The 22,283-nt window shown below is 65.5% G+C and carries 15 protein-coding genes; 1 reads left to right on the top strand and 14 read right to left on the bottom strand.

The window, feature by feature from the left end:
• Positions 1-12: 12 nt before the first annotated feature.
• Positions 13-654, bottom strand: coding sequence for a DUF4867 family protein (locus tag LKE50_04895; protein ID MCH3967945.1), 642 nt, complete (start codon positions 652-654; stop codon positions 13-15).
• 2 nt (positions 655-656) lie between these two features.
• Positions 657-2,135, bottom strand: coding sequence for a xylulokinase (gene xylB / locus LKE50_04890; protein ID MCH3967944.1), 1,479 nt, complete (start codon positions 2,133-2,135; stop codon positions 657-659).
• Between the two features lie 115 nt (positions 2,136-2,250).
• On the opposite strand from xylB, the gene LKE50_04885 reads away from it, so the two are divergent.
• Positions 2,251-3,426: an ROK family transcriptional regulator gene (locus LKE50_04885; GenBank protein MCH3967943.1), complete on the top strand. Its 1,176-nt coding sequence runs from the start codon at positions 2,251-2,253 to the stop codon at positions 3,424-3,426.
• A 37-nt stretch (positions 3,427-3,463) separates the two neighbouring features.
• Here LKE50_04885 and LKE50_04880 read toward each other — a convergent pair whose 3' ends face one another.
• The 12 genes from LKE50_04880 to LKE50_04825 form a co-directional block, all read right to left on the bottom strand.
• Positions 3,464-4,726, bottom strand: coding sequence for a PTS transporter subunit EIIC (locus LKE50_04880; GenBank protein ID MCH3967942.1), 1,263 nt, complete (start codon positions 4,724-4,726; stop codon positions 3,464-3,466).
• Complete coding sequence (locus LKE50_04875) at positions 4,723-6,144, bottom strand: glycoside hydrolase family 1 protein (GenBank protein MCH3967941.1); 1,422 nt, start codon at positions 6,142-6,144, stop codon at positions 4,723-4,725. The genes LKE50_04880 and LKE50_04875 overlap by 4 nt, the downstream gene beginning before the upstream one ends.
• A 99-nt stretch (positions 6,145-6,243) precedes the next feature.
• Positions 6,244-8,511, bottom strand: coding sequence for an alpha-xylosidase (gene yicI, locus LKE50_04870; protein ID MCH3967940.1), 2,268 nt, complete (start codon positions 8,509-8,511; stop codon positions 6,244-6,246).
• A 40-nt stretch (positions 8,512-8,551) separates the two neighbouring features.
• A complete protein-coding gene (gene ugpC, locus LKE50_04865; GenBank protein ID MCH3967939.1) occupies positions 8,552-9,748 on the bottom strand; it encodes a sn-glycerol-3-phosphate ABC transporter ATP-binding protein UgpC in 1,197 nt (398 codons plus the stop codon).
• Between the two features lie 40 nt (positions 9,749-9,788).
• On the bottom strand, positions 9,789-10,379 hold the full coding sequence (locus LKE50_04860; protein ID MCH3967938.1) for a metallophosphoesterase: 591 nt from the start codon (positions 10,377-10,379) through the stop codon (positions 9,789-9,791).
• Positions 10,376-12,331: a BMP family ABC transporter substrate-binding protein gene (locus tag LKE50_04855; protein ID MCH3967937.1), complete on the bottom strand. Its 1,956-nt coding sequence runs from the start codon at positions 12,329-12,331 to the stop codon at positions 10,376-10,378. Before LKE50_04855 ends, LKE50_04860 begins: the two co-directional genes overlap by 4 nt.
• 5 nt (positions 12,332-12,336) lie before the next feature.
• Positions 12,337-14,310, bottom strand: a complete 1,974-nt coding sequence (locus LKE50_04850; GenBank protein MCH3967936.1) for a beta-galactosidase — start codon at positions 14,308-14,310, stop codon at positions 12,337-12,339.
• Positions 14,311-14,330: 20 nt separating this feature from the next.
• Positions 14,331-14,990: a YesL family protein gene (locus tag LKE50_04845; GenBank protein ID MCH3967935.1), complete on the bottom strand. Its 660-nt coding sequence runs from the start codon at positions 14,988-14,990 to the stop codon at positions 14,331-14,333.
• A gap of 81 nt (positions 14,991-15,071) precedes the next feature.
• Positions 15,072-16,823: a hypothetical protein gene (locus LKE50_04840; protein MCH3967934.1), complete on the bottom strand. Its 1,752-nt coding sequence runs from the start codon at positions 16,821-16,823 to the stop codon at positions 15,072-15,074.
• Between the two features lie 78 nt (positions 16,824-16,901).
• The gene (locus tag LKE50_04835; protein ID MCH3967933.1) at positions 16,902-17,810 is read right to left on the bottom strand and encodes a carbohydrate ABC transporter permease; all 909 of its coding nucleotides are present in this window, start codon (positions 17,808-17,810) and stop codon (positions 16,902-16,904) included.
• 11 nt (positions 17,811-17,821) lie between these two features.
• Complete coding sequence (locus LKE50_04830; protein MCH3967932.1) at positions 17,822-19,294, bottom strand: ABC transporter permease subunit; 1,473 nt, start codon at positions 19,292-19,294, stop codon at positions 17,822-17,824.
• A 74-nt stretch (positions 19,295-19,368) separates the two neighbouring features.
• Positions 19,369-22,278 carry a hypothetical protein gene (locus LKE50_04825; protein ID MCH3967931.1) on the bottom strand — a complete coding sequence of 970 codons (2,910 nt, stop codon included), beginning with the start codon at positions 22,276-22,278 and terminating at the stop codon, positions 19,369-19,371.
• Between the last annotated feature and the right edge of the window lie 5 nt (positions 22,279-22,283).

Here is a 22,283-nt window from a genome sequence, read left to right as displayed (position 1 = left end):
AGCGTGAGGCCGCTAGATCAGGTCCTTGATGTCGATGTTGTCGCCCTCGAGCGCCACCACGGCACCCTGTGCCGCCTCCGCGCTGTCGGCATGCGCGAGCAGCCACTTGTTGGCCGCCCGGAGCAGGTTCGCGTCACCCGCGGGGATGACGTCGGCAGGGCGGGGGCCATTGGTGCCGGCGGGAAGCGCCACCAGCACCCTGAAGCCCTTGGCCGCATCCGTGTGGCAGGGCGCATAGTGCAGCGTCGTGGCATAGACCTCCACGAGCACACCCGCGGGGACCTTGAAGGCACGGACGTCGGCGGTGTCGAGACGCCCGTCCCGGACCTGGTCGAGCCGTGCCAGGAGCAGCACGAAGTCGACGGTACCGAGGTTGAACTCGCTGTCGCGATGATACTCGAGGCAGTTGAGCCTGGTGTTGTGGCCGTTGCACCAGCCGAACTGCACGGCCTGTCCACCATAGAGGGCGACCCCGAGGCGCTTGGCCTCGGGCAGGGCCTCTATGGCAGGGTCGGAGGCCACGTAGTCAGTGGCCTCTGGGCAGGGCGTCTTGTCCCCCAGGGTGGCCACGATTGGGCCGAGGAGCCCATCAGGGCAGCTCACGACCCTCCCATATGCGGCAAACGATGGGTCGGTGACGGGCGTCAGTTCCATGGTTACTCCTCCATCAGCTTGAACGAGTCCTTGAGCGCCGGGTAGAGGCCATGCCAGACCTCGTAGCGACGCGCATATCCCTGCGCAAGGGAGACGTCAGGTGCGACCTCTCCCCTCATGTGGACCAGGTGCCCGGCGCAGTCCGCGACCGACGGGTAGGCCCCGCATGCCACGGCCGCGAGCATGGCGCCGCCATAGCCCGGGCCTTGCTCGGTCTGGGGCAGCTCGAGCGTGACGCCGAGGATGCTTGCGAGCATCTCGAGCCAGAGCCGGCTCTTGGCGCCGCCGCCGCACACCGTGCTCCTCGTGACCTCGATGCCCTGGGCGCGGGCGATCTCGAGGCAGTCCCTGAACGCGAAGGAGACCCCCTCCAGCACCGCACGCGTGAGCTCCTGTCGCGACGAGTCGAGGCGCAGGCCCACGAAGGCACCGCGTGCCGCCGGGTCGTTGTGAGGGCTTCGCTCGCCCATGAGGTAGGGCAGGAAGTAGGCCTGGCTCGCCGACGTGTCGGTGAGGTCGATGCCTTCCTGGAGCCCTGCGTAGTCGGAGCTCCCGAGGACGTCCTCGCACCACCACCGATTGCAGCTCGCCGCCGAGAGGATGCACCCCATGAGGTGGTATCCCCCGTCGGCATGGTCGAAGGAATGGAGGGCGTTCAGGGCATCGACCCTGAAGGCATCGCTCGTGATGAAGATCGTGCCCGAGGTCCCCAGGCTGATGTTGCATCGGCCTGAGCCGACAGCCCCGCATCCCACCGCTGCGGCGGCGTTGTCACCAGCACCGGCACAGACCACGACGCCCTCGGGAAGGCCGAGCGTGGCGGCTGCCTCGGCCGTCAGGTGTCCCACGGGCTCGTAGCTCTCGTACAGGCGCGGCAGCTGTGCCTCAGTGACGCCACAGAGGTCGAGCATGTCCTTCGACCAGCAGCGATGCTCCACATCGAGCAGGAGGGTGCCCGAGGCGTCGGAGAAGTCGGTGGAGTGGACGCCCGTGAGCCGGTAGTTGACGTAGTCCTTCGGCAGCATGACCTTCTCGATGCGCGAGAAGTTCTCGGGTTCCTCGTCGCGCATCCAGAGGAGCTTGGGTGCCGTGAAGCCAGCGAAGGCGATGTTGGCCGTGGCCGAGGCGACACGCTCGCGGCCGATGGTCTCGTTGAGGTAGCGGACCTGGCGCTCGGTCCGGCCGTCGTTCCAGAGGATGCAAGGCCTGATCACGCGGTTCTCGGCATCGAGCACCACGAGTCCGTGCATCTGACCTGCGCACCCGATGCCCGCCACCTCGCTGGCATCGAAGCCGCGGAGCAGCTCGGGGATACCCTCGCACACGGCGCGGATCCAGTCTTCGGGGTCCTGCTGGCTCCAGCCCGGATGGGGATACTCGACCGGGTACTCCTTGCTCACGATGTTGCAGATGGTGCCGTCCTCCTGCATGAGCAGGAGCTTCACCGCCGACGTGCCGAGGTCGATGCCGAGGTAGAGCATGTCACGTCCTTTCGTATCCTACTTTTGTAAAGATACTTTAGCAAAGTTCATTGGCACTTTGCCGTATGATGTTCGCAATATGGGTAAACGGTAGGAAATTACCCGCAGGAAGCGCATGCCCCACGCATCTGGGACCAGACCCCCATCGGAAGCCGTGACCACCATGGACCAGACCACCACCGCAGGACGTCACCAAAAGACGCGCAACCGCGTGTTCCGCATGTTCTATGACACCGACGACTCCTTCACCAAGCAGCAGGTCGCGACCGAGCTCGGCCTCAGCCTGCCGACCGTCCACCAGAGCCTCACGGAGCTCTACGACGACGGGCTCATCTACGAGAACGGCCAGGAGCAGTCCACCGGAGGTCGTCCCGCGACGCGCCTCGCGATGGACGGTGACGCCCGCAACGCCATCGGCGTCCTGGTGACCGACCACCACTTCCGCCTCATCGCCACCAACCTCCGCCGCGACGAGGTGGCCACGCGCACGACGCGTCATGAGCCCGCCTCCAGCATCGACGCGCTCGGCGACATGCTGGCACGCGAGCTCGAGTCCTTCGTCGACGACGAGGGGATCGACCGCACCCGCCTCCTCGGAGTCGGCGTGGCGATCCCTGGCATCATCGACCGCGACGCCGACACGCTCACGCATGCCCCGACGCTCCGCCTCACGGATGCCCCGCTCGAGGGCCTCAGGAGCCGCATCCCCTATCCCACGAGCTTCGGCAACGACGCCAACCTCGGCGGCTTCGCCGAATGGTACATGCGCCCGAACACCAAGAGCATCGCCTACCTCTCGCTCGAGAGCGGGGTCGGTGGGGCCGTGCTCCTACGAGGCGCGCCCTATGTTGGTGACGACGGCCGGAGCGGCGAGTTCGGGCACATCTGCGTCGAGACGGGAGGCCGTACCTGCTCGTGCGGAAGGAGGGGTTGTCTCGAGGCCTACTGCTCGACGAGGTGCCTCTCGGACGACCTCGGCCTCACGCTCGAGGAGTTCTTCTCGGCCCTGGACAAGGGGGACGGCCGGGCCCAGGAGGTCTGGGACTCCTACCTGAGCCACCTTGCCATCGGCGTCAACGACATCCACCTGGCCCTCGACTGCGACGTCATCATCGGCGGCGGGGTCGTGCGCTACCTCGACCCCTGGCTCGAGGCCATCCGCGGACGCGTGGCAGCCCTCGACATCTTCGGCAGCGATGCGAGCTACGTGAGCCTCTCGCACCTCTACCGCCACGCGACCCAGCTCGGAGCCGCCCTCCTGTGCATCGACGACTTCGCGAGCAACGTCTAGAAGACGGCAGGCGCAGGCGCGGCAGGGAGCCTGCCCGCTAGGCTGCGTCGGCCGAGCCCCCCGCGCCCGCCGCGGTTGCGGTACGTCGCTCACGGACCACCATGAACGGCAGGTAGACGAGCGCCCCGACGATGATGATGCCCAGCTGGACCCCCACGGCCGCAAGGCTGCCGCCGCACGAGAGGAACGCGCTCAGAACTGGCGGGCAGATCCAGGGAACGGCCACGCCGGCGACCGGCATGACGCCTGCGACCGTCGCGGCATAGCCCAGGCATAGGCCCACCACGGGCACAGCCACGAAGGGGACCTCGAGCAGCGGCTCGCCCATCACCGGATAGCCGAAGATGACCGGTTCGTTGATGTTGAAGAGGCCAGGGGCAAGGGCGTCCTTGGCAGCACCGCGCGCATCGGTGTCGTGCGAGAAGAGCGCCGTGGCGAGGAGCAGGCACAGGGTCGAGCCCGACCCGCCTATGACCGCGCAGGTCGTCATGAGGCTCACGTTCATGATGCCCGTCGGCGCGACCCCGGCACAGACCTGCTGCATGTTCTGGCAGATGGCCGCGATGAGGAGCGGCTTCACCAGCACGCCCGTGAGGGTGGCCTGGTGGAGGCCATGGCAGAACAGCAGGTTGGCAGCGGCATAGACCACGCACACCACGACCAGGTTGCAGAGCACGGCCGAGAGCGGGACCTGGAGCCACGCGTTCATGAGCGCGACCACGCCTGGCGGCGAGACCATGCAGGCCCCGGCCGCAAGCACACCTGAGACCCCCAGCACGACGAGCAGCGGAAGCAGGCCCGACAGCGCATCGCCGACGGCGGGAGGGACGTTGCCCCCGAACGAGATGCGCAGGCGCTTGGATGCGGCACAGCGCATGAGGAGCTCCGCCACGCCGAGGCCCACGACCAGCCCTGACACCATGCCAGCCGGCCCCATCACCTCGGGTGCGATGGACCCGTCGGCAGAGGTCGCAAGGATGCAGAGGCAGGCAAGGGCCACGAGCACCGCTTCGAGCGGACGGTCGGAACCCTTCGCCTTGGCGAGGGTCCAAGCCGCAGCCGCGCAGGTCAGAAGGCCCATGAGACCCATCGTCACCTGGACGCACCGCGTGGCCCACGACCAGATGGCCTCGGCCACGGGCGCCCCCGGAGCGAGCGCCATGACGGCCTGGCCGAGAAGCACCACCGCACTCGAGGCGACCACGACAGGCGAGAGCATCTCGAAGGTGTCACGCAGCGAACGCAGATGGACCTCGTTGCCGACCTGCCCCAGCCTTCCAGCGACGTCATCGAGCGTCATCGAGCCACCTCCGGATCCCACTCGAAGCCCCTCGTGCGGCAGACCTCCTTGAGCCAGGCCGCGGAGGCCTTGGGCCTGCGCTCGAGGTCGTGGTCGAGGTCGACCTCGATGAAGCCGTAACGGTTCTTGTAGGCGTGGTCCCATGACCAGTTGTCGATGACGCCCCACGAGTGGTAGCCGCGGCAGTCGCTCCCCTCCTCGATGGCCTTGACCAGCCAGGCAAGGTGACCGGCCGTGAAGTCGATGCGATAGCCGTCCTGGATGGTGCCCGCCTCGTCGCGGTGTGCGGACTCGCCCTCGATGCCCATGCCGTTCTCGGAGACGTACCACGCAAGGCCGGGGTACTCGTCGCGGATCTTGAGGCCGAAGTCATAGAGGCCCTTGGGATAGACCTCCCACCCGCGGCTCTCGTTCATGACGCGATCGGGCCAGATGTAGGGGTCGGCGAAGATCGGCTGGCCGTCGTCGCCCTTCGTGCGTGCCGGTGCCTGGACGCGATTGGGCTGGTAGTAGTTGCACCCAAGCCAGTCGACCGTGCCCAGCGCCAGCACCGCATCGTCGCCCGGGCGCCGGTCGAGGTCCACGCCAGACGCCTCGATCGGGTCGATGACGTCCGACGGCAGGGTGCCCTTGCACACGAGGTCGAGCCACCAGCGGTTGGCAAGCCCGTCGGACATGCGGAGTGCCTCGAGGTCGGCATCGCTCGGGTCGTCCCTGGTGTAGGCAGGGGCAAAGCTGCTCACGAGGCCTATCATGGCGTCATCGCGCACGACGCCGGCCTCTTGGGCACGCCTGAACTGGTAGACGCCCAGGGAGTGGGCGAGCGAGATATGGTACTGCGCCCGACGGCAGCGCCCGAAGTCATGAACGAACGGATACCAGCCGCCATAGAGGTAGCGGTTCTCGGGCTCCACGATCGGCTCGTTGAAGGTGAACCAGTAGCGCACCTCCTGGCCGAACTCGGCGAACACCCGTGAGGCATAGCTCGAGAAGGCCTCGACCGTGTCGCGCGACTCCCAGCCGCCCCGCCTGAAGAGGTAGGCCGGCAGGTCGAAGTGGTACAGGGTCACGAAGACCTCGAGGCCGATCCTGGCCGCATAGGCGAAGAGCCGATGGTAGAAGGCCGCACCCTCGGGGTTGATGTTGCCATCCTGGTCGAGCAGGCGGCTCCATGATATCGAGGTGCGGAAGGACGTGAGCCCCAGGCCCTTGAGCAGGTCGAGGTCCGACTCATAGCGATGGTAGAAGTCGTTTCCCAGGTCGGAGCCCACATGGTTGTGGAAGTCCTCCAGGGCGAGGTCGCTCCACAGGTCCCAGGTGCTCGGCAGCTTGCCGCCCACCGACCTTGCACCCTCGACCTGCGCGGCGGACATCGCCGCACCCAGGAAGAACCCCTCCGGAAGCCGAACCTCTGACATCGTCTCTCCCATCCGCGGCCGCCCTTGGCGCCCGCATCCCATTACCTCCAGACAGCAGGGTCCGGCCCGCTATGAGGCAGACCGGACCCTGACGAACGACTAGCGACCGTTCACGACCTCGACGGTGAGGCCGGAGAGCTCCGCGCTCTGCTCGACCGTCACGGCACCGCCGCAGTAGGTGGTCTTGACCTCGTCGAGCGTGAGGCCAGCCTTGTCGACCACGGTGAAGCGGGCGACGTCGCCCTCGGCGGGCGCGTACCAGCGAAGCGTGAGGCCTTCGGCATAGTCGTAGTCGGGCCTGTCGTCGTGGGCACCGATCGCGAGCAGCGTGTTGGGGCGCACGTAGAGCGGCAGGTGGTGGTAGTCGTATGTCCCCTCCTGCCAGGAGCCGCCCTCGGTCGCGTCGCCCGAGAAGAACTCCGTCCAGGTGCCGGCCGGCAGGTAGAACCTGGCATGGCCGTCATCCGAGAAGACCGGGGCCACGAGCAGGGCGTTGCCCAGCATGTACTGCATGTCGAGGTACTGGCAGGCGGGGTCGTCCTGGAACTCGAGCACCATCGGGCGCATCACGGGCGTGCCGCTCGTGTGGGCCTCGACCGCCTTCGAGAAGATGTACGGCATGAGGCGGCACTTGAGCTGGGCGAACTCACGGACGACGTCGCAGGACTCGTCATCGAAGACCCAAGGCACACGGTAGGAGCCCGAACCGTGCAGGCGGCTGTGGCTCGAGAGCAGGCCGAACTGAGCCCAGCGCTTGTAGAGGTCAGGCGTGGCCGTGGACTCGAAGCCCGAGATGTCATGGCTCCAGAAGCCGAAGCCGCACATCGAGAGCGACAGGCCGCCACGCAGGGTCTCGGCCATCGAGGGATAGGTCGCCATGCAGTCGCCGCCCCAGTGCACAGGGAACTGCTGGCCGCCCGCCGTGGCGCTCCTCGCGAACAGGACCGCCTCGCCATGGCCGCGCTCGCGCTCGAGGAGCTGGAACACGCAGCGGTTATAGAGGAACGAATAGTAGTTGTGCATGGAGGCGGGGTCGGACCCGTCGAAGTAGGTCACGTCCAGCGGGATGCGCTCGCCGAAGTCGGTCTTGAGCGAGTCGACGCCCTGGTCGAGAAGCACCTTGAGCTTGGACTGGTACCAGGCGCAGGCCTCGGGGTTGGTGAAGTCGACGATGCCCATGCCGCACTGCCAGTGGTCGGACTGCCAGGTGCCACGGCCATCGGAGCGCTTGAGCAGGTAGCCGCCCTCGACGGCCTCCTCGAACAGGTCGGACTCCTGCGAGACGTACGGGTTGATCCAGACGCAGGTGTGGATGCCGCGGTCGTGCACGCGCGAGAGCATGCCGGCCGGGTCGGTCGTAACCTCGGGGTCCCACTTGAAGTCGCACCAGTGGAAGGCGCGCTGCCAGCAGGAGTCGTAGTGGAAGACCGAGAGCGGGATGTTGCGCTCGGCCATGCCGTCCATGAGCTTGGAGGTGACCTTCTCGTCATAGTCGGTGGTGAAGGAGGTCGACAGCCACAGGCCGAACGACCACGCCGGCGGGAGCGCGGGACGTCCCGTCATCGACGTGTAGGCGTCGAGCACGTCGTGCAGGTCGGGGCCATAGAAGAAGGTGTACTCGATGGACTCGCCGGGCACGCTCGCCTCGACCGCGCTGACCTTCTCGCTGGCGACCTCGAACGAGACGTCGTCGCAGCTGTTCACGAAGATGCCATAGCCGCGGTTGGACATGTAGAAGGGCACGCACTTGTAGGCCGCGTCGCTCGCCGTGCCGCCGTCCTCGTTCCAGGTCTCGACGCTCTGGCCGTTCTTGGCGAAGGCGCCGAACCGCTCGCCCAGGCCATAGACGGTCTCGCCGGGGGTGAGCGTGAGCTCGCTCACCATGTGGGGCTCGCCGTCCTCGAGCAGGTAGTCAGGGCCCGGACGCACGGAGGAGACCGAACGGTCCCAGCGCAGGTAGGCGAGGTTGCGCCACCCGCAGCCGGTGATGCGCCTGCCGGCAGACTCGAACCAGTACGAGAACTCGCCCTTCGAGACATGCACCGTGACGTCGCCCGTGGTGAGACGGTACTCGTCGTCATCCTCCGAGAGCTCATAGGCCTCGGGCGATGGTGTGAGCTCGAAGTGGGCCTCGTGGGCCTCAAAGGCCGCGTAGTGGGTCGCACGCACCGTGATGGCGTTATGGCCGACCACGGTGAAGTCCACCGTGAGCGCCGGGCAGTCCACCGTCTGGGAGCGATGGTCGCTCTCGCGGGTGGGGGCGAGGATGCGCATGCCTCCCTCGATGGGCTGCATGGAGAAGGTGCTGGTCGCGTAGAGCTCGTTGGCTCGTTCGCTGCGCAGCCAATAGCCTTCGGTGTACTTCATGGTCCGGGTCCTTTCTGTACGGCGGTCCGCCGACGGGCTTCTAGATGAGGTTCTTCTCGGTCGTGGGATCGAAGAGGTGGATGAGGCGCGGGTCGAACGAGATGTGCGTCGCGCTGTGACGCGCGTAGGCATCGGCAGCGAGGTTGGCCGTAGGCACGACGGCGACCACGTTCTGGGCAGCCAGGAGCGAGAGGTGCAGGTGCAGCTCGGAGCCCATGAGCTCGGAGACCTCGATGGTGGCGGGCAGGCCCTTGTCGCCCACGACCATGTGGACCGGTCGCACGCCCACGGTGACGGTGCAGTCATCGACGCCGGCGGCCTTGAGCGCGGCGTTCTGCTCGGGCGTGAGCGGGGCCTTCTCGCCCATGATCTCGATGGTGTAGGCATCGCCCGAGCGGGTGAGCTTGGAGTCAGCGAAGAAGTTCATCTGGGGCGAGCCGATGAAGCCGGCCACGAAGAGGTTCGCGGGATGGCCGAAGACCTCCTGGGGCGTCCCGACCTGCTGGATGACGCCGTCGCGCATGATGACGATGCGGTCGCCCAGCGTCATGGCCTCGACCTGGTCGTGCGTGACGTAGATGAACGTCGTGTCGACCTTCTCGCGCAGCTCGATGAGCTCGGCGCGCATCTGGTTGCGGAGCTTGGCATCGAGGTTCGAGAGGGGCTCGTCCATGAGGAAGACCTTGGGGTCACGGACGATGGCGCGGCCGATGGCCACGCGCTGGCGCTGGCCGCCGGAGAGGGCCTTGGGCTTGCGGTCGAGGTACTGCGTGATGTCGAGGGTCTCGGCAGCCTCGCGCACCTTGGCGTCGATCTGGTCCTTGGGCAGCTTCTGGAGCTTCAGCGAGAAGGCCATGTTCTCGTAGACGGTCATATGCGGGTAGAGCGCGTAGTTCTGGAAGACCATGGCGATGTCGCGGTCCTTGGGCGCCACCTCGTTCATGAGCTTGCCACCGATGTAGAGCTCGCCGCCGCTGATCTCCTCGAGGCCGGCGATCATGCGCAGGGTCGTCGACTTGCCGCAGCCGGAGGGGCCGACGAGGACGACGAACTCCTTGTCCTTGATGTCGATGTTGAAGTCCTGGACGGCGACGACGCCCTCGTCGGTGATCTGGAGGTTGTGCTTCTCCTCGGGGGTCTCCTCCTCGCCCTTCTTGGCCTTCTTGGCCTTCTTCTTGGACTCCCCGGCGTCGTACGGGTAGACCTTCTTGATGTTCTTGAGCTGTACCTCTGCCATGACGTGCTCCCTTCGTCAAACCCTGGTTGTGTGTCCCGCCTTACAGTTCCACCACGTACCGTTCGAACGCGTTGACTATCGTCGTCGGACCATCGCGCTGGGTCCGTTGAATCTGCTGGCCGTAGTTCAGATGCACGTGCCCGTGGATCAGATAGCGTGGCTTCGTGCGCTCGAGCAGGGGCAGGAACGCCTCGAAACCCCGATGCGCCACGTCGTCCGCATCACCGATCCCCCGCGGGGACGCATGGGTGAGAATCACGTCCACCCCGTGCGCCCTCCTGATGTGGAGCTCCTGCCGCCTGATGCGCCGCCGCATCTGGGACTCGTCGTACTGGTAGGGCCCGCCGTTGTAGGAGGCGCTGCCCCCGAGGCCCAGGATGCGCACGCCGCCAACGGTGACCAGGCGGTCGTCCACGCACTCGCATCCCTCGGGAGGCTTCCTGAGGTAGGACCCGTCGTGGTTCCCCGGCACGTAGAGCACGGGGACGTTGCCCATCGTGGCCAAGAACGAGAGGTACTCGGCCGAGAGGTCACCGCACGACACGATGAGGTCGATGCCGTCGAGCACCCCGGGCTGGTAGTAGTCCCACAGGTAGGCGCTCTCCTTGTCGGACACCGCAAGCATCCTCATACGAGCTGCCCTCCCTTCTCGGGCGGGAAGTCCGCGCGGTTGACGCCCTGCACCCGCACGAGCTCGCGGGCCTCGGGACGCAGCTCGTCGAGACCGGGGAGCGTACCCTCGATGCCCTTGCAGAGCCAGCCCATGTTGAGGACCTCGTCCGTGGTGGGCCAGCGGCTGCCGTCGTTGAAGACGCTGCCGTCCCGCCTGACCACGCGCCTGCGGAAGACCTGCACGCGGTCGGTGGCGATGCCATCACGCAGCAGGTCGACCAGGTGCGCGGGGCCGTCGGGGGTGGAAGGACCTACCTCGAGGTCGATGACGCCGGCAGCGATCCCCCACCAGTAGCTCACCGCGGCCGTGCCGCTCTGCGCCTGCAACGCGTCCCAGGTGCCGCTCAGGATGGAGGTGACGAGCCGCACATAGAAGACGCCCCAGTTGAGATGCGGGACCGCAAGCGTCGTGAGACCCGCGTCGTCGACCTTGCACAGGCCCTCGTACTCCTGCTGCTGCGCCGAGAGGGGCACCTCGCAGTTCGAGATGACCTTGACACCGCGCTGCAGGAGCCCGTCGAAGGCGTCACCCGGGGCACCGGACCACCCGAGGAGCACCCGCGTGGCAGGAGAGACGAGCTGGACGCCCAGGGCGAAGGCGTTCACCGCGGCCGGGACGCCCATCGTGGGCACGCCGGCGATGAGGCCCACAGGCTCGGAACCGGCCATGGCACCCGCGAGGGCACCGGCGATGAAGGAGGTCTCGTACTCGCGGCAGGAGAAGGTGCGCACACCGGCGTACGGCAGGGCGACCGAGCAGTCGAGCACGCGGAGCCTGGGATATGCGGCGGCGACCTTGCGGCAGGCCATCACGAGGTTGGGGCTCGTGACCACCAGCAGGTCCGCGCCGTCCTCGGCCGCCCACGCGAGGGCATCCTCGACCGGGACCGTCCTGGACGCGTAGTAGGCCGAGACCCGCACGCGGCTCTCGAGCGTCTGCTCGAGGTGGCGCATTCCCTCCACGTGTCCCGCGACGGAGAGGCTCTCGGCAGGGGACGCCTCGAAGACGAAGGCCACCTTGAGCACGCTGTGCGAGGAGACCGAACCGATGATGCGACCCACGACCCCCTGGTCCACGGAGTTCGGCTCCGTGTTGACCGAGATGGGACCGCCTGTCCCCACGGCCTCGATGTCCTTGCGCACGGCGACGACGGACGCAGCGAGGGCGGCCGGCGTCATGGTCCTGAGGTCATCGAGCGTGTAGACCTGGAGCCACACGAGCAGTGCCTCGCCACAGGTCACCTGCCGCTCGTCGAGGTCCAGAGGCGCGATGGCACGCTTGAAGCGGTAGTACTCCGAGATGAAGGCACGGCGCTCGGCCGCGCTCCACACGTGGTCCGCGTCGAACCCCAGGGCAGCCTGGATCTTGGCATAGCCACCGACGCCGTTGAAGTGGACCTGGCACACGCCAGAGAGCTCATAGAAGTGGAGGTACTCGAAGTAGACGCGGGTCTCGAGGTCGTCGGACCACATAGGGACGATGCGCGTCACCTGACCGGTGATGGACATGGCGCCGAAGCTCTTCATGACGCTGACGCGCTTGTTGCCCTCCTGCACGTAGAAGCGGCCCATGTACTCGTAGGCACGGATCGGGTCCTGGATGCCCGACTCGCCCAGGTGTGCCTCGCACAGGCTGGTCCACTTCATGCCGAACTCGGTGGACGCCGCGAGCAGGGGCATGAAGTTCGCCGCGAAGGCGGTCTCCCTCCCGGCCTCCTTGGTCCCGGCGATGCGGTCGATGGGAATCTCGACCTGACCGAGGTCGACGCGGCCCTGGGTCTCGGTACCAGCCAGGATCTCGTCGAGGACCTGCAGGTAGGGATAGCGACCAGAGCGCACGCACTCCTGATAGCAACGCTTGCCCTCCTTGAGGGCGTGCGCGTACTGGGTTGTGGCCTCCTGCCTGCTCATGGCTGTTACTTCCACCCCTCGTCAGTCTTGACCTTGACCTCGAGCGGCGCGAGCACGAGGTGCTCGGGGCCGAAGTCGAGCTCGTTGGTGACCATGGCGTCGTTGAAGACGAACGTGTACGTGCCTCCCTTGCCGGAGCGAGAGCAGATCTCGACACCGAGGGGGACGTCCGTGGTGGTGCCGATGCCCTGCTCGCGGAACACCTCGGCAAGGAGCCGGACGTAGAGCGCCTTCTCGCCGACGCAGCCCACGTACCAGCCATGTCCCTTCCCGAAGTCGTTGCGCGTGACCGCAGGGGTTCCCTCGTAGTAGCGGTCGGCGTAGCGGGCCCAGGTCGTGGCCGTGTCGCACTCGACGAGGTCGCACCAGCTCGTGATCGAGTACTCCTCGTCCCCTTCGGTACGGAGCGTCTGCCGGCGAGGTCCTATGGGGTCGTACTCGAGCACGTGGCACCCGCAGAGCGGGGCCAGGAGCGTAGGAAGGTACTGTCCCACGATGCAGTTGCCGTTCATGTCCTTGACGCCGCTCCGGCAGGTGACGACCACGGAGGCGCCGCGCGTCGCAGCCTCCTCCAGGTGGGCCACGACCTCAGGGTCACAGACCATGAGCTCCGGCGCGATCACCACGTCATAGCCCGAGAGGTCGGCCGCCTGGTCGATGACGTCGACGTCGACGCCGAGGTTCATGCAGGCCGCGTGGATGAGCTTGAGCTGCGTCCAGTAGTGGTAGTCCTCGGACTGGGGTTGGTCACGCAGTGAGAACTCCTGGTCGGCACCGTAGAGCATGGCCACCTGGGCATGTGCGGTGGTATCGGCAAGCCCGGGCATGGTGGCCAGGCGCGCGATGAGCGACTCGAGCGCACGGGTGCGACTGTTCGGCTTGTCGGCATGGTCGAGCAGGCCGTGGCAGAACATCTCGGCGCCCGTCGAGGCCGTGCGCCAGCGGAAGAAGGAGAGAAGGTCGGCACCATGGGCCACGGCCTGGAGGCCGTACCCCTCGAGCATGCCCGGCTCGAGCGCAGGACTGATGGGTGCCCAGCAGCCCATCTGACCGCCGAGCTGCTCCATGATCCAGAAGTTGCCCTGCTTGAGGCCGCGGATGAGGTCGAGGCCGAAGGCGTTGGAATAGGTCTCCTCCGCGTCGTCGGGAATCGAGACGGGAGGGTAGTTGTCGTAGGAGGCCACGTCGAGGCTTGCCGCCTCCTTGTGGAGGTCGCACATCATGGTCCCGCCGAAGCAGGTGTTGGTGGTGATGGTCGCATCCGGGTCGAAGCTGCGGATGAGGTCCGACTGGAAGCGCACGTAGCCAGCCGTCGAGTCGGCACAGAAGCGCTCGTAGTCGAGGTAGTAGGCCGGGTTGTACCAGCCGGTGCTGAAGCCCTCGCCCTGCCGCATGAGCGGCGGCGTGATCTGGTCCCAGCTCTGGAACTGGCCGCTCCAGACGACGGTCCCCCAGGCCTTGTTGACCTCGTCGAGCGTATGGTACTTCTCCCCCACCCACTCGCGGAAGCGCGCCGTGCACGTCGGGCAGGTGCAGTGGTTGATCTCGACCTCGTTGTCGATCTGCCAGGCGAAGACCTCGGGGCGCCCCGCATAGCGCTTGCACATCTCGGTGACGATACGCGCGGCATACGTCCTGAACGTCGTGCTCTCCTGGCAACGGTGCCCACGGACGCCGAGGTTGGTGGGCTGGCCGTCACCATCCCACTGGAGGGTGTCCGGATGGTTCTGATAGAGCCAGCGCGGCGCGCAGTTGGTGGTGGTGCCCAGGATGACCTTCATGCCATGGCGCGCGATGAGGTCGATGGCGTCGTCGAGCCAGCCGAAGTCGAACTTGCCGTCAGCGGGCTCGAGCACACCCCAGGCGAACTCGGCGACGCGGACCACGTCGACGCCCATGGCCTCCATGGTGGCGACGTCCGTCTCCCACATGGAGCGGTCCCAGTGCTCAGGGTAGTAGTCTATGCCGACCTTGATCATGCGAGTGGTTCCCTTCATGGCTAGTTGTCACCGCTCACGCTGAGCGACTCGTTTGCGTAGCTGTTGTGCTCGAGCTTGCGGAAGATGGGCATAGAGATCTGGCTCGCCGTGTAGATCATGAGAATCGGCGCGCAGAAGACGCCCACGTAGACCAGGACCGTCGACGTCTGGAAGAACAGGAGCCACTGGATGAAGAGGATGCCGGCGAGCGCGAGGGTGCGCGGGAAGAAGCGGAAGAAGATGAGTCGTGCGTTCACGAGGCTGCCGCGCAGGGTGTTGGCATACCGAGCCTCGAGGGCGAAGGCATAGAGGCCGTGCACCACCATGAGCACGACCATGAGGATCGCGAAGATGAGGAACCAGATGGGGTTGTCGGGCAGCTTGTTGAAGAGCTGGAAGTTGAACCAGACGGCATAGGCCCCGGCGGCGAACACAAGCGTCAGCGGAATGCCGTTCCTGAGGTTCTCCTTGTAGGCGCCCCAGAACTCCCGCGTCATGCCGATGCCCTCACGGTCCTCGGCCATCTTCTCGCACACGGTGAAGGCCGCGATCGTCGAGGTGCCGATGGTGATGAGCGGCAGGCAGCCCAGGATCCAATAGATGTTCAGGATGAGCAGGTTCGTGACCTTGATCCCAGCCTGGATGAGGGGTGAGTCGACCTTGAGGTTCATCTGTGCCATCGCCTTTCGCCATTCCCGGGCGGGCAGACGCCCGCCCGGGAACCCGTCGTTACCGTACGTGCCCCAAGGGCACATCCTCGCCTAGGACTCCTGGAGCCCGTAGCGGGTCTTGGCCTCGTCATCGCACCACGAGACGCACTCGTCATAGCCATAGCCCTGGCACTGCGTGGTCATGTCCTGCACGGCGGCGTCGAAGGCGGCGTCATCGGAGGTGTACATGGCCTTCCAGGACCCGTTGCAGACCTCCTTCTTGACCTGGTCCCACTTGAGCTGGAGCTCCGAGCTCTTCTCGGACTCGGCATAGTTGGACGCCGGGACGAGGGAGTAGCTCGTGCTTCCCAGATAGTCCTCGAAGGTGTCGGCACCGGTCTTGCTGCGCCAGTCAGCCTCTGCGTCGCAGGCGGGATCGGTCTTGGTGCTCGCCCAGGTGACCTTGTTGAAGCGCTCGCCGTCAGAGTCGGGGTTGACGGCACCGGGGCCCCAGGTCTCGTTGTTCATCTGGAGCTTGCCGTCGTTGAAGGTGTTGCCGAGCGTGTAGCTCTGGCTGCTGTAGGGCGACGTCCACTGCGTGCCCTCGAGGCTGGTCGTGGCATCGGAAGCGCACTTCTTGCCGAGGTCGGTGAAGTAGGTGCCCTTGTTGTCGTCGTAGTCCCACATGAGGCCCTGGATGCCGTACCAGATGGCCATGGCACCCGTGGGCGTGCAGAGCCAGTTGATGAGCTGCATGCACTTCTCGGGATAGAGGGTCTTGGCGCCGATGGACCACATACGGCTCTGGCCACAGGGGGCGAGACCATAGACGATGGTGTGGGCGTCAGTGGGCGCATAGGCTGCGAAGTACTCGTTGGCCTGCGTGTGCGCATCGGTGTTGAAGGCCTCGGAGCCCGCATAGTTGAAGAGCGAGAAGAGCACGTCGCCGCTCTGGGCCTTGGAGATCATCTCGTCATAGGTCTGGGTCATCGAGTCGGGATCGAGCAGGCCGGCGCGATAGAGCTTGTTGCAGAACTTGAGGGCCTGCATGTAGGGACCATCCGCCTCGAGGGCGCCATGGAAGGTGCCGTTGGAGGAGTCGTAGAGGCCGAGGCCGAGCTCGTCGTAGCCATAGTAGCCGGAGGCCAGCGACTTGACGTACATGACCATGTTGTCGTCCCAGTCAGGCCAGGCGGACAGGGCATAGGTCGTGCGGCCCGTGTCGCCCGTGGCGCTCTGCGCCTTCATGAGCTGGAGGGCGGAGACCAGGCTGTCCCAGTCGGTGATGGCAGGGTAGCCGGCCTTGGCATAGAGGTCCCAACGCAGGCCCCACTCGTACTGGAAGACGTCGCGCTGGCCGCTCTTGTTGGTGAGCTCGTTGGCGATGCCGTAGACCTTTCCGTCAGAGTTGAGGGAACGGTTCGCCTCGATGGACTCCGAGAAGTAGTTCTCGATGTCGGGACCATAGTTCTTGACCAGGTCCTCGCTCTCCCAGTCGAAGAGCAGGCCTGCCTTGACGGCGTTCTGGTAGTCGTCGCCCTTGGTGCCGAAGATCACGATGTCGCCGAGGTCGCCGGCCTGCATGCGTGTGTCATAGGCACCGTTGGTGTCGGGGATGACGTTGAGCTCGATGTTGAAGAGGTCCTTGAGCAGCGTCGCAGCCCAGCCGGTCTGGGCGCCCGACCAGTTTGCCGTCTCGCTGAAGACGGTGAGGGTGATGGTGTCCTTGTTGTCGAGGACGGACGTGTCTGCAGCCGTGGTGGTGCTCGAGCTGCTCGAGCCGCTGGAGCTCACCGAGCAGCCAGCCATGGCCGCGGATGCGCCCATGAGACCCATGAGGCCCACGAAGTTCCTACGACTCATCGAATGCTTTCCTGGATGATTCATCATGTGCTCCCTTGACTGAATGGTATGAGACGATTCGTCAGAGCCGACCGTACGTCAGCCCTTCACGGCGCCGAGCATGATGCCTTCCTCGAAGTACCGCTGCATGAAGGGGTAGACGAGGGCGATCGGGATGACGGTGACCATCGAGATCGTGTACTTGATGACCTTGGTGTTGAGCGCTGCCGAGGTGACCGAACCGCCCGTGTTCATGGCCGTGGCCAGGTTTGAGGACGTGTTGAGGTAGATCCACAGGCGGTGCTGCAGGGTGTAGAGCTGGGGGCTGTTGGCCATGAGGATCAGCGAGTCCTGCAGGGAGTTCCAGTTGGCCACGGCGCCGAAGACGGCGATGGTGGCAAGGATCGGCTTCGACAGGGGCAGGATGATCTTGGTGAACACCTGCATGGCCGTCGCGCCGTCGATGGTCGCGCTCTCCTCGAGGGAGGCCGGGATCGACTCGATGTAGGTCTTCACGAGGACGATGTTGTACGGCACGATCAGGCACGGCAGGATGTAGCCCCAGTAGTTGTCGGTGAGGCCCAGGCCCAGGAGGTTCATGTACCACGGGATGAGGCCGGCGTTGAAGTACATGGTCACGACGACCGCGCGATACCAGAAGCTCCGCTTCCACATCGTGCGCTTGGTGGTGAGGTATCCCGCGTAGGCCGAGATGATGACCATCAGGGCCGTCCCCAGCACGGTACGCGACACGGTCACCATGACCGAGTTGCCGAAGTCGCTCACGTCCTTCAGGGCCAGGTAGTTATCGAAGTGGATCCCCACCGGGAAGAACGTGATCTGGTTGGCGGCAACGAGCGAGTTGTCCGAGATCGTGTTGATGAGCAGATAGTAGAACGGGAAGATGCAGATGAACGTGAAGATGACGAAGACGGCCGTGTTGATGATGTTGAAGGCCACGTCGCCCGCCGACTGCTTCGTGAACGATCCGTTGTGCTTCTTAGACATAGGTACACCTCCTAGATGATGCTCTCGCCGCGGATCTTCTTGGACACGGTGTTCGCGCCAAGGAGAAGGGCCACGCTGATGACGGACTTGAACATGCCGACCGCGGTCGACATGGGTATCTGTCCGCTCCCGATACCCAGGTTGTAGACGTACAGGTCCAGGACCTCGATGCTCTTCGAGTTGATGGCGTTCGAGAAGACCAGGTACTGGTCGAGGCCGTTGGAGAGGATGTTGCCGATGGAGAGGAGCAGGAGCACGAAGAAGGTGGGAAGCAGGCAGGGGATCGTGACGTACCACATCTTCTGGAACCTGCCGGCACCGTCGACCTCGGCAGCCTCGTACAGCGACGGGTCGATGCCCGTGATGGCGGCGATGTAGATGATCGCGCTCCAGCCGACACCCTTCCACAGACCCCAGAGCAGCATCTTTATCCACATGTGGTCACCGTTCATGAGGTAGTTCGTGCTGACCGACATGCCCAGGATGTTGTTCAGGAAGTTGTTGATGAAGCCATCGGACGAGAAGATGGCGAGTGCGACGGCGTAGACGATGACCCAGCCCAGGAAGTTCGGGACGGTCGTGAACGTCTGGACCACGCGACGGAAGCGCTTGCTGGGTGCCTGCGTCAAGAAGACCGCGAAGATCATCGGGATCCAGCTCGTGATGATGGAGAGGAAGCTGATGCCCAGGGTGTTCGCGAGCACGCGGAGGAAGTCCGCGCGCGTGGTGTCGTTCTGGAACAGGATGGTGAACCACTTGAGGCCGACGAAGTTGTCAGCCGAGAGCGTACCGCCCGACTTGTAGTCGAAGAAGGCGTAGCGCCAGCCCCAGAGCGGCAGGTAGGCGAAGACGAAGGTGAGTACGAGCACAGGCAGGAACATCAGGAAGAGCTTGTACTTCTCCTTCATCTCGGCCTTGTCCTCGAGCGGCTCGGCGCTCCGCTTGGCCTGGGCGAACATGGCGACCGTCGTGAGCAGGATGACGAGCGCGATGACCAGGTAGTAGAAGAAGCCACCCGACAGGCATGCCGGGGCCGTGCTCACGTTGGCGTTCGCGATCTGGACGGCCAGGAGATACATCCAGACCAACCCGCCCACCATGACGAGCGAGCCCACGAACGAGAACCTGAGGCCGTTGAACCTCATCCTACGGTTGCCCATCGACATGCAGGCCTCGGCGACACAGAGGCCCACCCCGACGAGCAGCACGACGCAGGCGATCATGAGGGTCACGAAGACGCTGCCAGAGATGGTCCCCTGCATGACGGCCCTCTGGATGTTGGCGATCAGGGAGTCATACGAGAAGCACGACGTGAGCAACGTCAGGTTCGTGCTGATGGCCGTGGTGATCCTCGCAGGGTTGAGCTCAGAGAAGAACACAGCCGCGCACGCGAGCATGATCGCAGCCCGGTTCACGAACAGGATCGGCTGCCTCTTCGGCTTCTCGCCTCCCTTCGTGTGCGTATGTACCTTTGTGCTTGGCATGCACATCCCTCCCTCTCTTGAATGCAACGTTGGTCCGTCCCCCGGGGTGTCCCCGGGCCGTCCTCCCTCCCCCTCTAGAGGTCGATCACCACCCTGTGCCGAGCCCCGTCATGGGTGCGACCGATCGAGAGTCCCGTAGGTTGGCCATCCACGGTGCAGGTGGAGTCGGGTCCCACATGGAACCTCTCGCCACCCCCATGGACCTCGATGTCATACGTGGCGTCACCGAGCTCGAGGACATAGCCCATGTCCTCGCGTCCCTCGGGCATCACAGGCGAGAGCGTGAGGCCCTCGGCGGTGACGTCGATGCCCAGGAACTCATAGACGGCGAGCGTGAGCCAGGTGGCCGTGCCCGAGAGCATGGGGCCGATGTTCTCGCCGGTGTCGGAGTTGTTGTACTGGGTGCAGAAGCGGGGGTTGCCCTTGATGCGGAAGGGGTCCGCCATGGTGCGGTACGGCAGGGTCTTGTCGATCATGAAGAAGGCGAGGTCGGCGAGCTCATGGGCGAGAGCCTGGTCAGAGACCTGCTTGGAGGCCTTGAGCGCGGCCACCGTGGCCATCATGGCCGCATGCTTGAACACGCCGCCGTTCTCGCGGTCGCCTGGGAAGTACAGGGCCGTGCCGGTGGCGATGCCAAGCCTGTCGAAGTCGACGAGCGTGGAGAGGCGCAGGCCGGCAGGCGTCTGGAGGTTCTTCTGGACCTTGCCCAGCATGAGGCGAATCTGCTCCTCGGACGCGACGCCGGCCAGGATCGACCAGCTGAAGGAGTTCAGGAAGTAGGTGCCGTCCTCGCCGTCCTCGAGCGCGAGGCCATCGCCGTTGGCACCGAGGTAGTCGTGGCCGCGGTCATCGTTCATGAGGCAGCGGGCGAAGTAGGAGCCCTTCCAGGCGTTGTCCTGCATGCTCTTGGCCTGGGCACGTGCGATGCCGGTAGCGGTGGCGCCATCTGCGGCGCGCCCCGTGGCCTGGGCCATCTCGGCGACCTCGTCGGCCGCGATCTTGAGCAGACAGGCGTTCATGACACTCTCGGAGAGGGTGTTCTCGAGCGGGGTGCCGTAGGGCTTGCCGCTCCTCTCGAGCTGCTCGCGATAGACCTGCTCCTTCTCGGGGCCCTTCATGACGTGGTGGTCGAGGCGCAGCGTGTCGTTCCAGTCGGCCTTGTCGAGGAGCGGCATGCCATGCGCGCCGACCGAGATCTTGCCGCTGTAGGTGAGGATGGCCATGAGGGTGTCCCAGAGCGGACGGGTGCCGCCTTGGGGCCCTGCCATCTTGAACTCGCGCGAGAGGAAGTCGGTGTCGCCGGTGAGGCTCACGTAGCGCCAGACCGCCTGGACGAGCCAGAGCTGGTCATCGGAGCAGTCACCCGGCTCCTTGCCCTCGAAGGTGAAGTCATGGTACGCGTAGCCCATGGGCCAGACGTTCTCGACCCAGCTCGAGAGGAGCTCGGCCACGAGCTCGGCGTCACCCGCGGCGACGAGGTAGTACATGGAGGCGTAGATGTCCTGGATCTCGCGGAAGCCCGTCTCGCGATAGGACTTCTGCGTCCAGGCGAAGGCACGCGAGACGTACGTCTGGTAGAGGACCTGGAAGGGCAGGTTGTGGCCGACGTAGGTGTCGAACGCGGCATCCCCCAGCTTGGGCTGGAGGTAGGCCGGGTAGGTGTCCCAGAAGTCCACGACGCCCTGGAAGGTCTCGGCGAGGGCCGCCGGGTCGGAGTAGCGGGTCACGAAGCGGTCGAGGGCAGCGTCGAACTCGCCCGAGATGTCGCCCTCCCCCTCCATCATGCCGGCGAAGCCGTCGACGACGCCCGTGGCACCGTCGGCAACCGTGAGGTGCGTGCCCATCGCGAAGAAGGGGCACATCTTGCGGCCATAGCGGTTGGGGAGGTGCCCGACAAGCTCGGGGTGGTCGAGCGTGCCACGACCGATGAAGTCGGCCTGGTCCACGCAGAAGGAGTCGAGGGTCCTGCCCTCTGAGAGGAGCAGCGCGAAGCGCTTCTCGCAGGCGCAGTCCTTGGGCTTGTGGTGCAGCGTCATGGCGACGGGCGTGCCGTCGCGATAGGCCATCTCGCTCTCGATGACCACGTTGGCATAGACCACGTCGTTGGCGAGGGTCGAGGCGTCGGCGATACCGAACATGCCCGTCATCACCAGCTGGAGGTCACGGTCGCGGCCGGAGTGGTTCTCGACCTCGACGCGCTGGGCCTCCACGGCGGTGGGCATGCCCGCCTCCTGCGGGAGGATGAAGATGGTGCGACGGATGGTGAGGCCGTCCTCGGTCTCGTAGGTGATGACCGTGCGGCCCTGCGAGTGCACGCAGGTGGCCGTGGCCACGTTCTCGTTCACGTTGGCCGAGTAGAAGATCTGACGGCCATCCTCGACGAGGTAGAACTGGCGGTTGGCAGGCTCGCCGTTCTGCTCGAGCTCGATGGCGAAACGGCTTGCCAGGACCTGCGTGCCGCCCGTGGCCCTGAACGAGCCGCGACCGAGGCCGTCGAGCGCGGCCTTGGGCGTGGTGTAGAGCGGATAGGGGTAGCCGTCCCTATTGCCGAGCAGCAGGTTCACCGGATAGTGAGGACCCACCTGGTAGGCCTTGAGGTCGAGGACGAGCTCGCCCTTCTCGTCGAGCGTACCAGGGCTCGCGAGCACGCGGTCATAGACCTGTTGCACGATGGTCGCGACGTCGGTCGGGACCGTGCGGCTCCCGCCCTCGGTCTCGTGGACCAGCGCACCGTCCCGGAAGGCCATGAGCTGCGTGCCCTCGACGTCCCTCACGTAGGACAGCACCGCAGGGTCGGCCATGAGGTACTCGCAGATGGGAGCCGCAAAGGGCAAGCCCGAGAAGCCCAGGGCGCTCGAGCGGTCGGCATCGATGAACTCGGCGTCAAGGGAGCCCTCGAGCAGGTCGGCATCGAAACGGTCGCGCACGAGCCGCTTCGCATCGATGGTCTGGGTCCTGGCCTGTTCAAAGCGATAGTTCTTCATGTTCG

The organism is Atopobiaceae bacterium (genome assembly GCA_022483015.1).
In the GTDB taxonomy this organism is placed as follows: Bacteria; Actinomycetota; Coriobacteriia; order Coriobacteriales; family Atopobiaceae; genus JALCUE01.
Note: the sequence above shows the minus strand (reverse complement) of the source record. Positions and strands in the feature narration are given on the sequence as shown.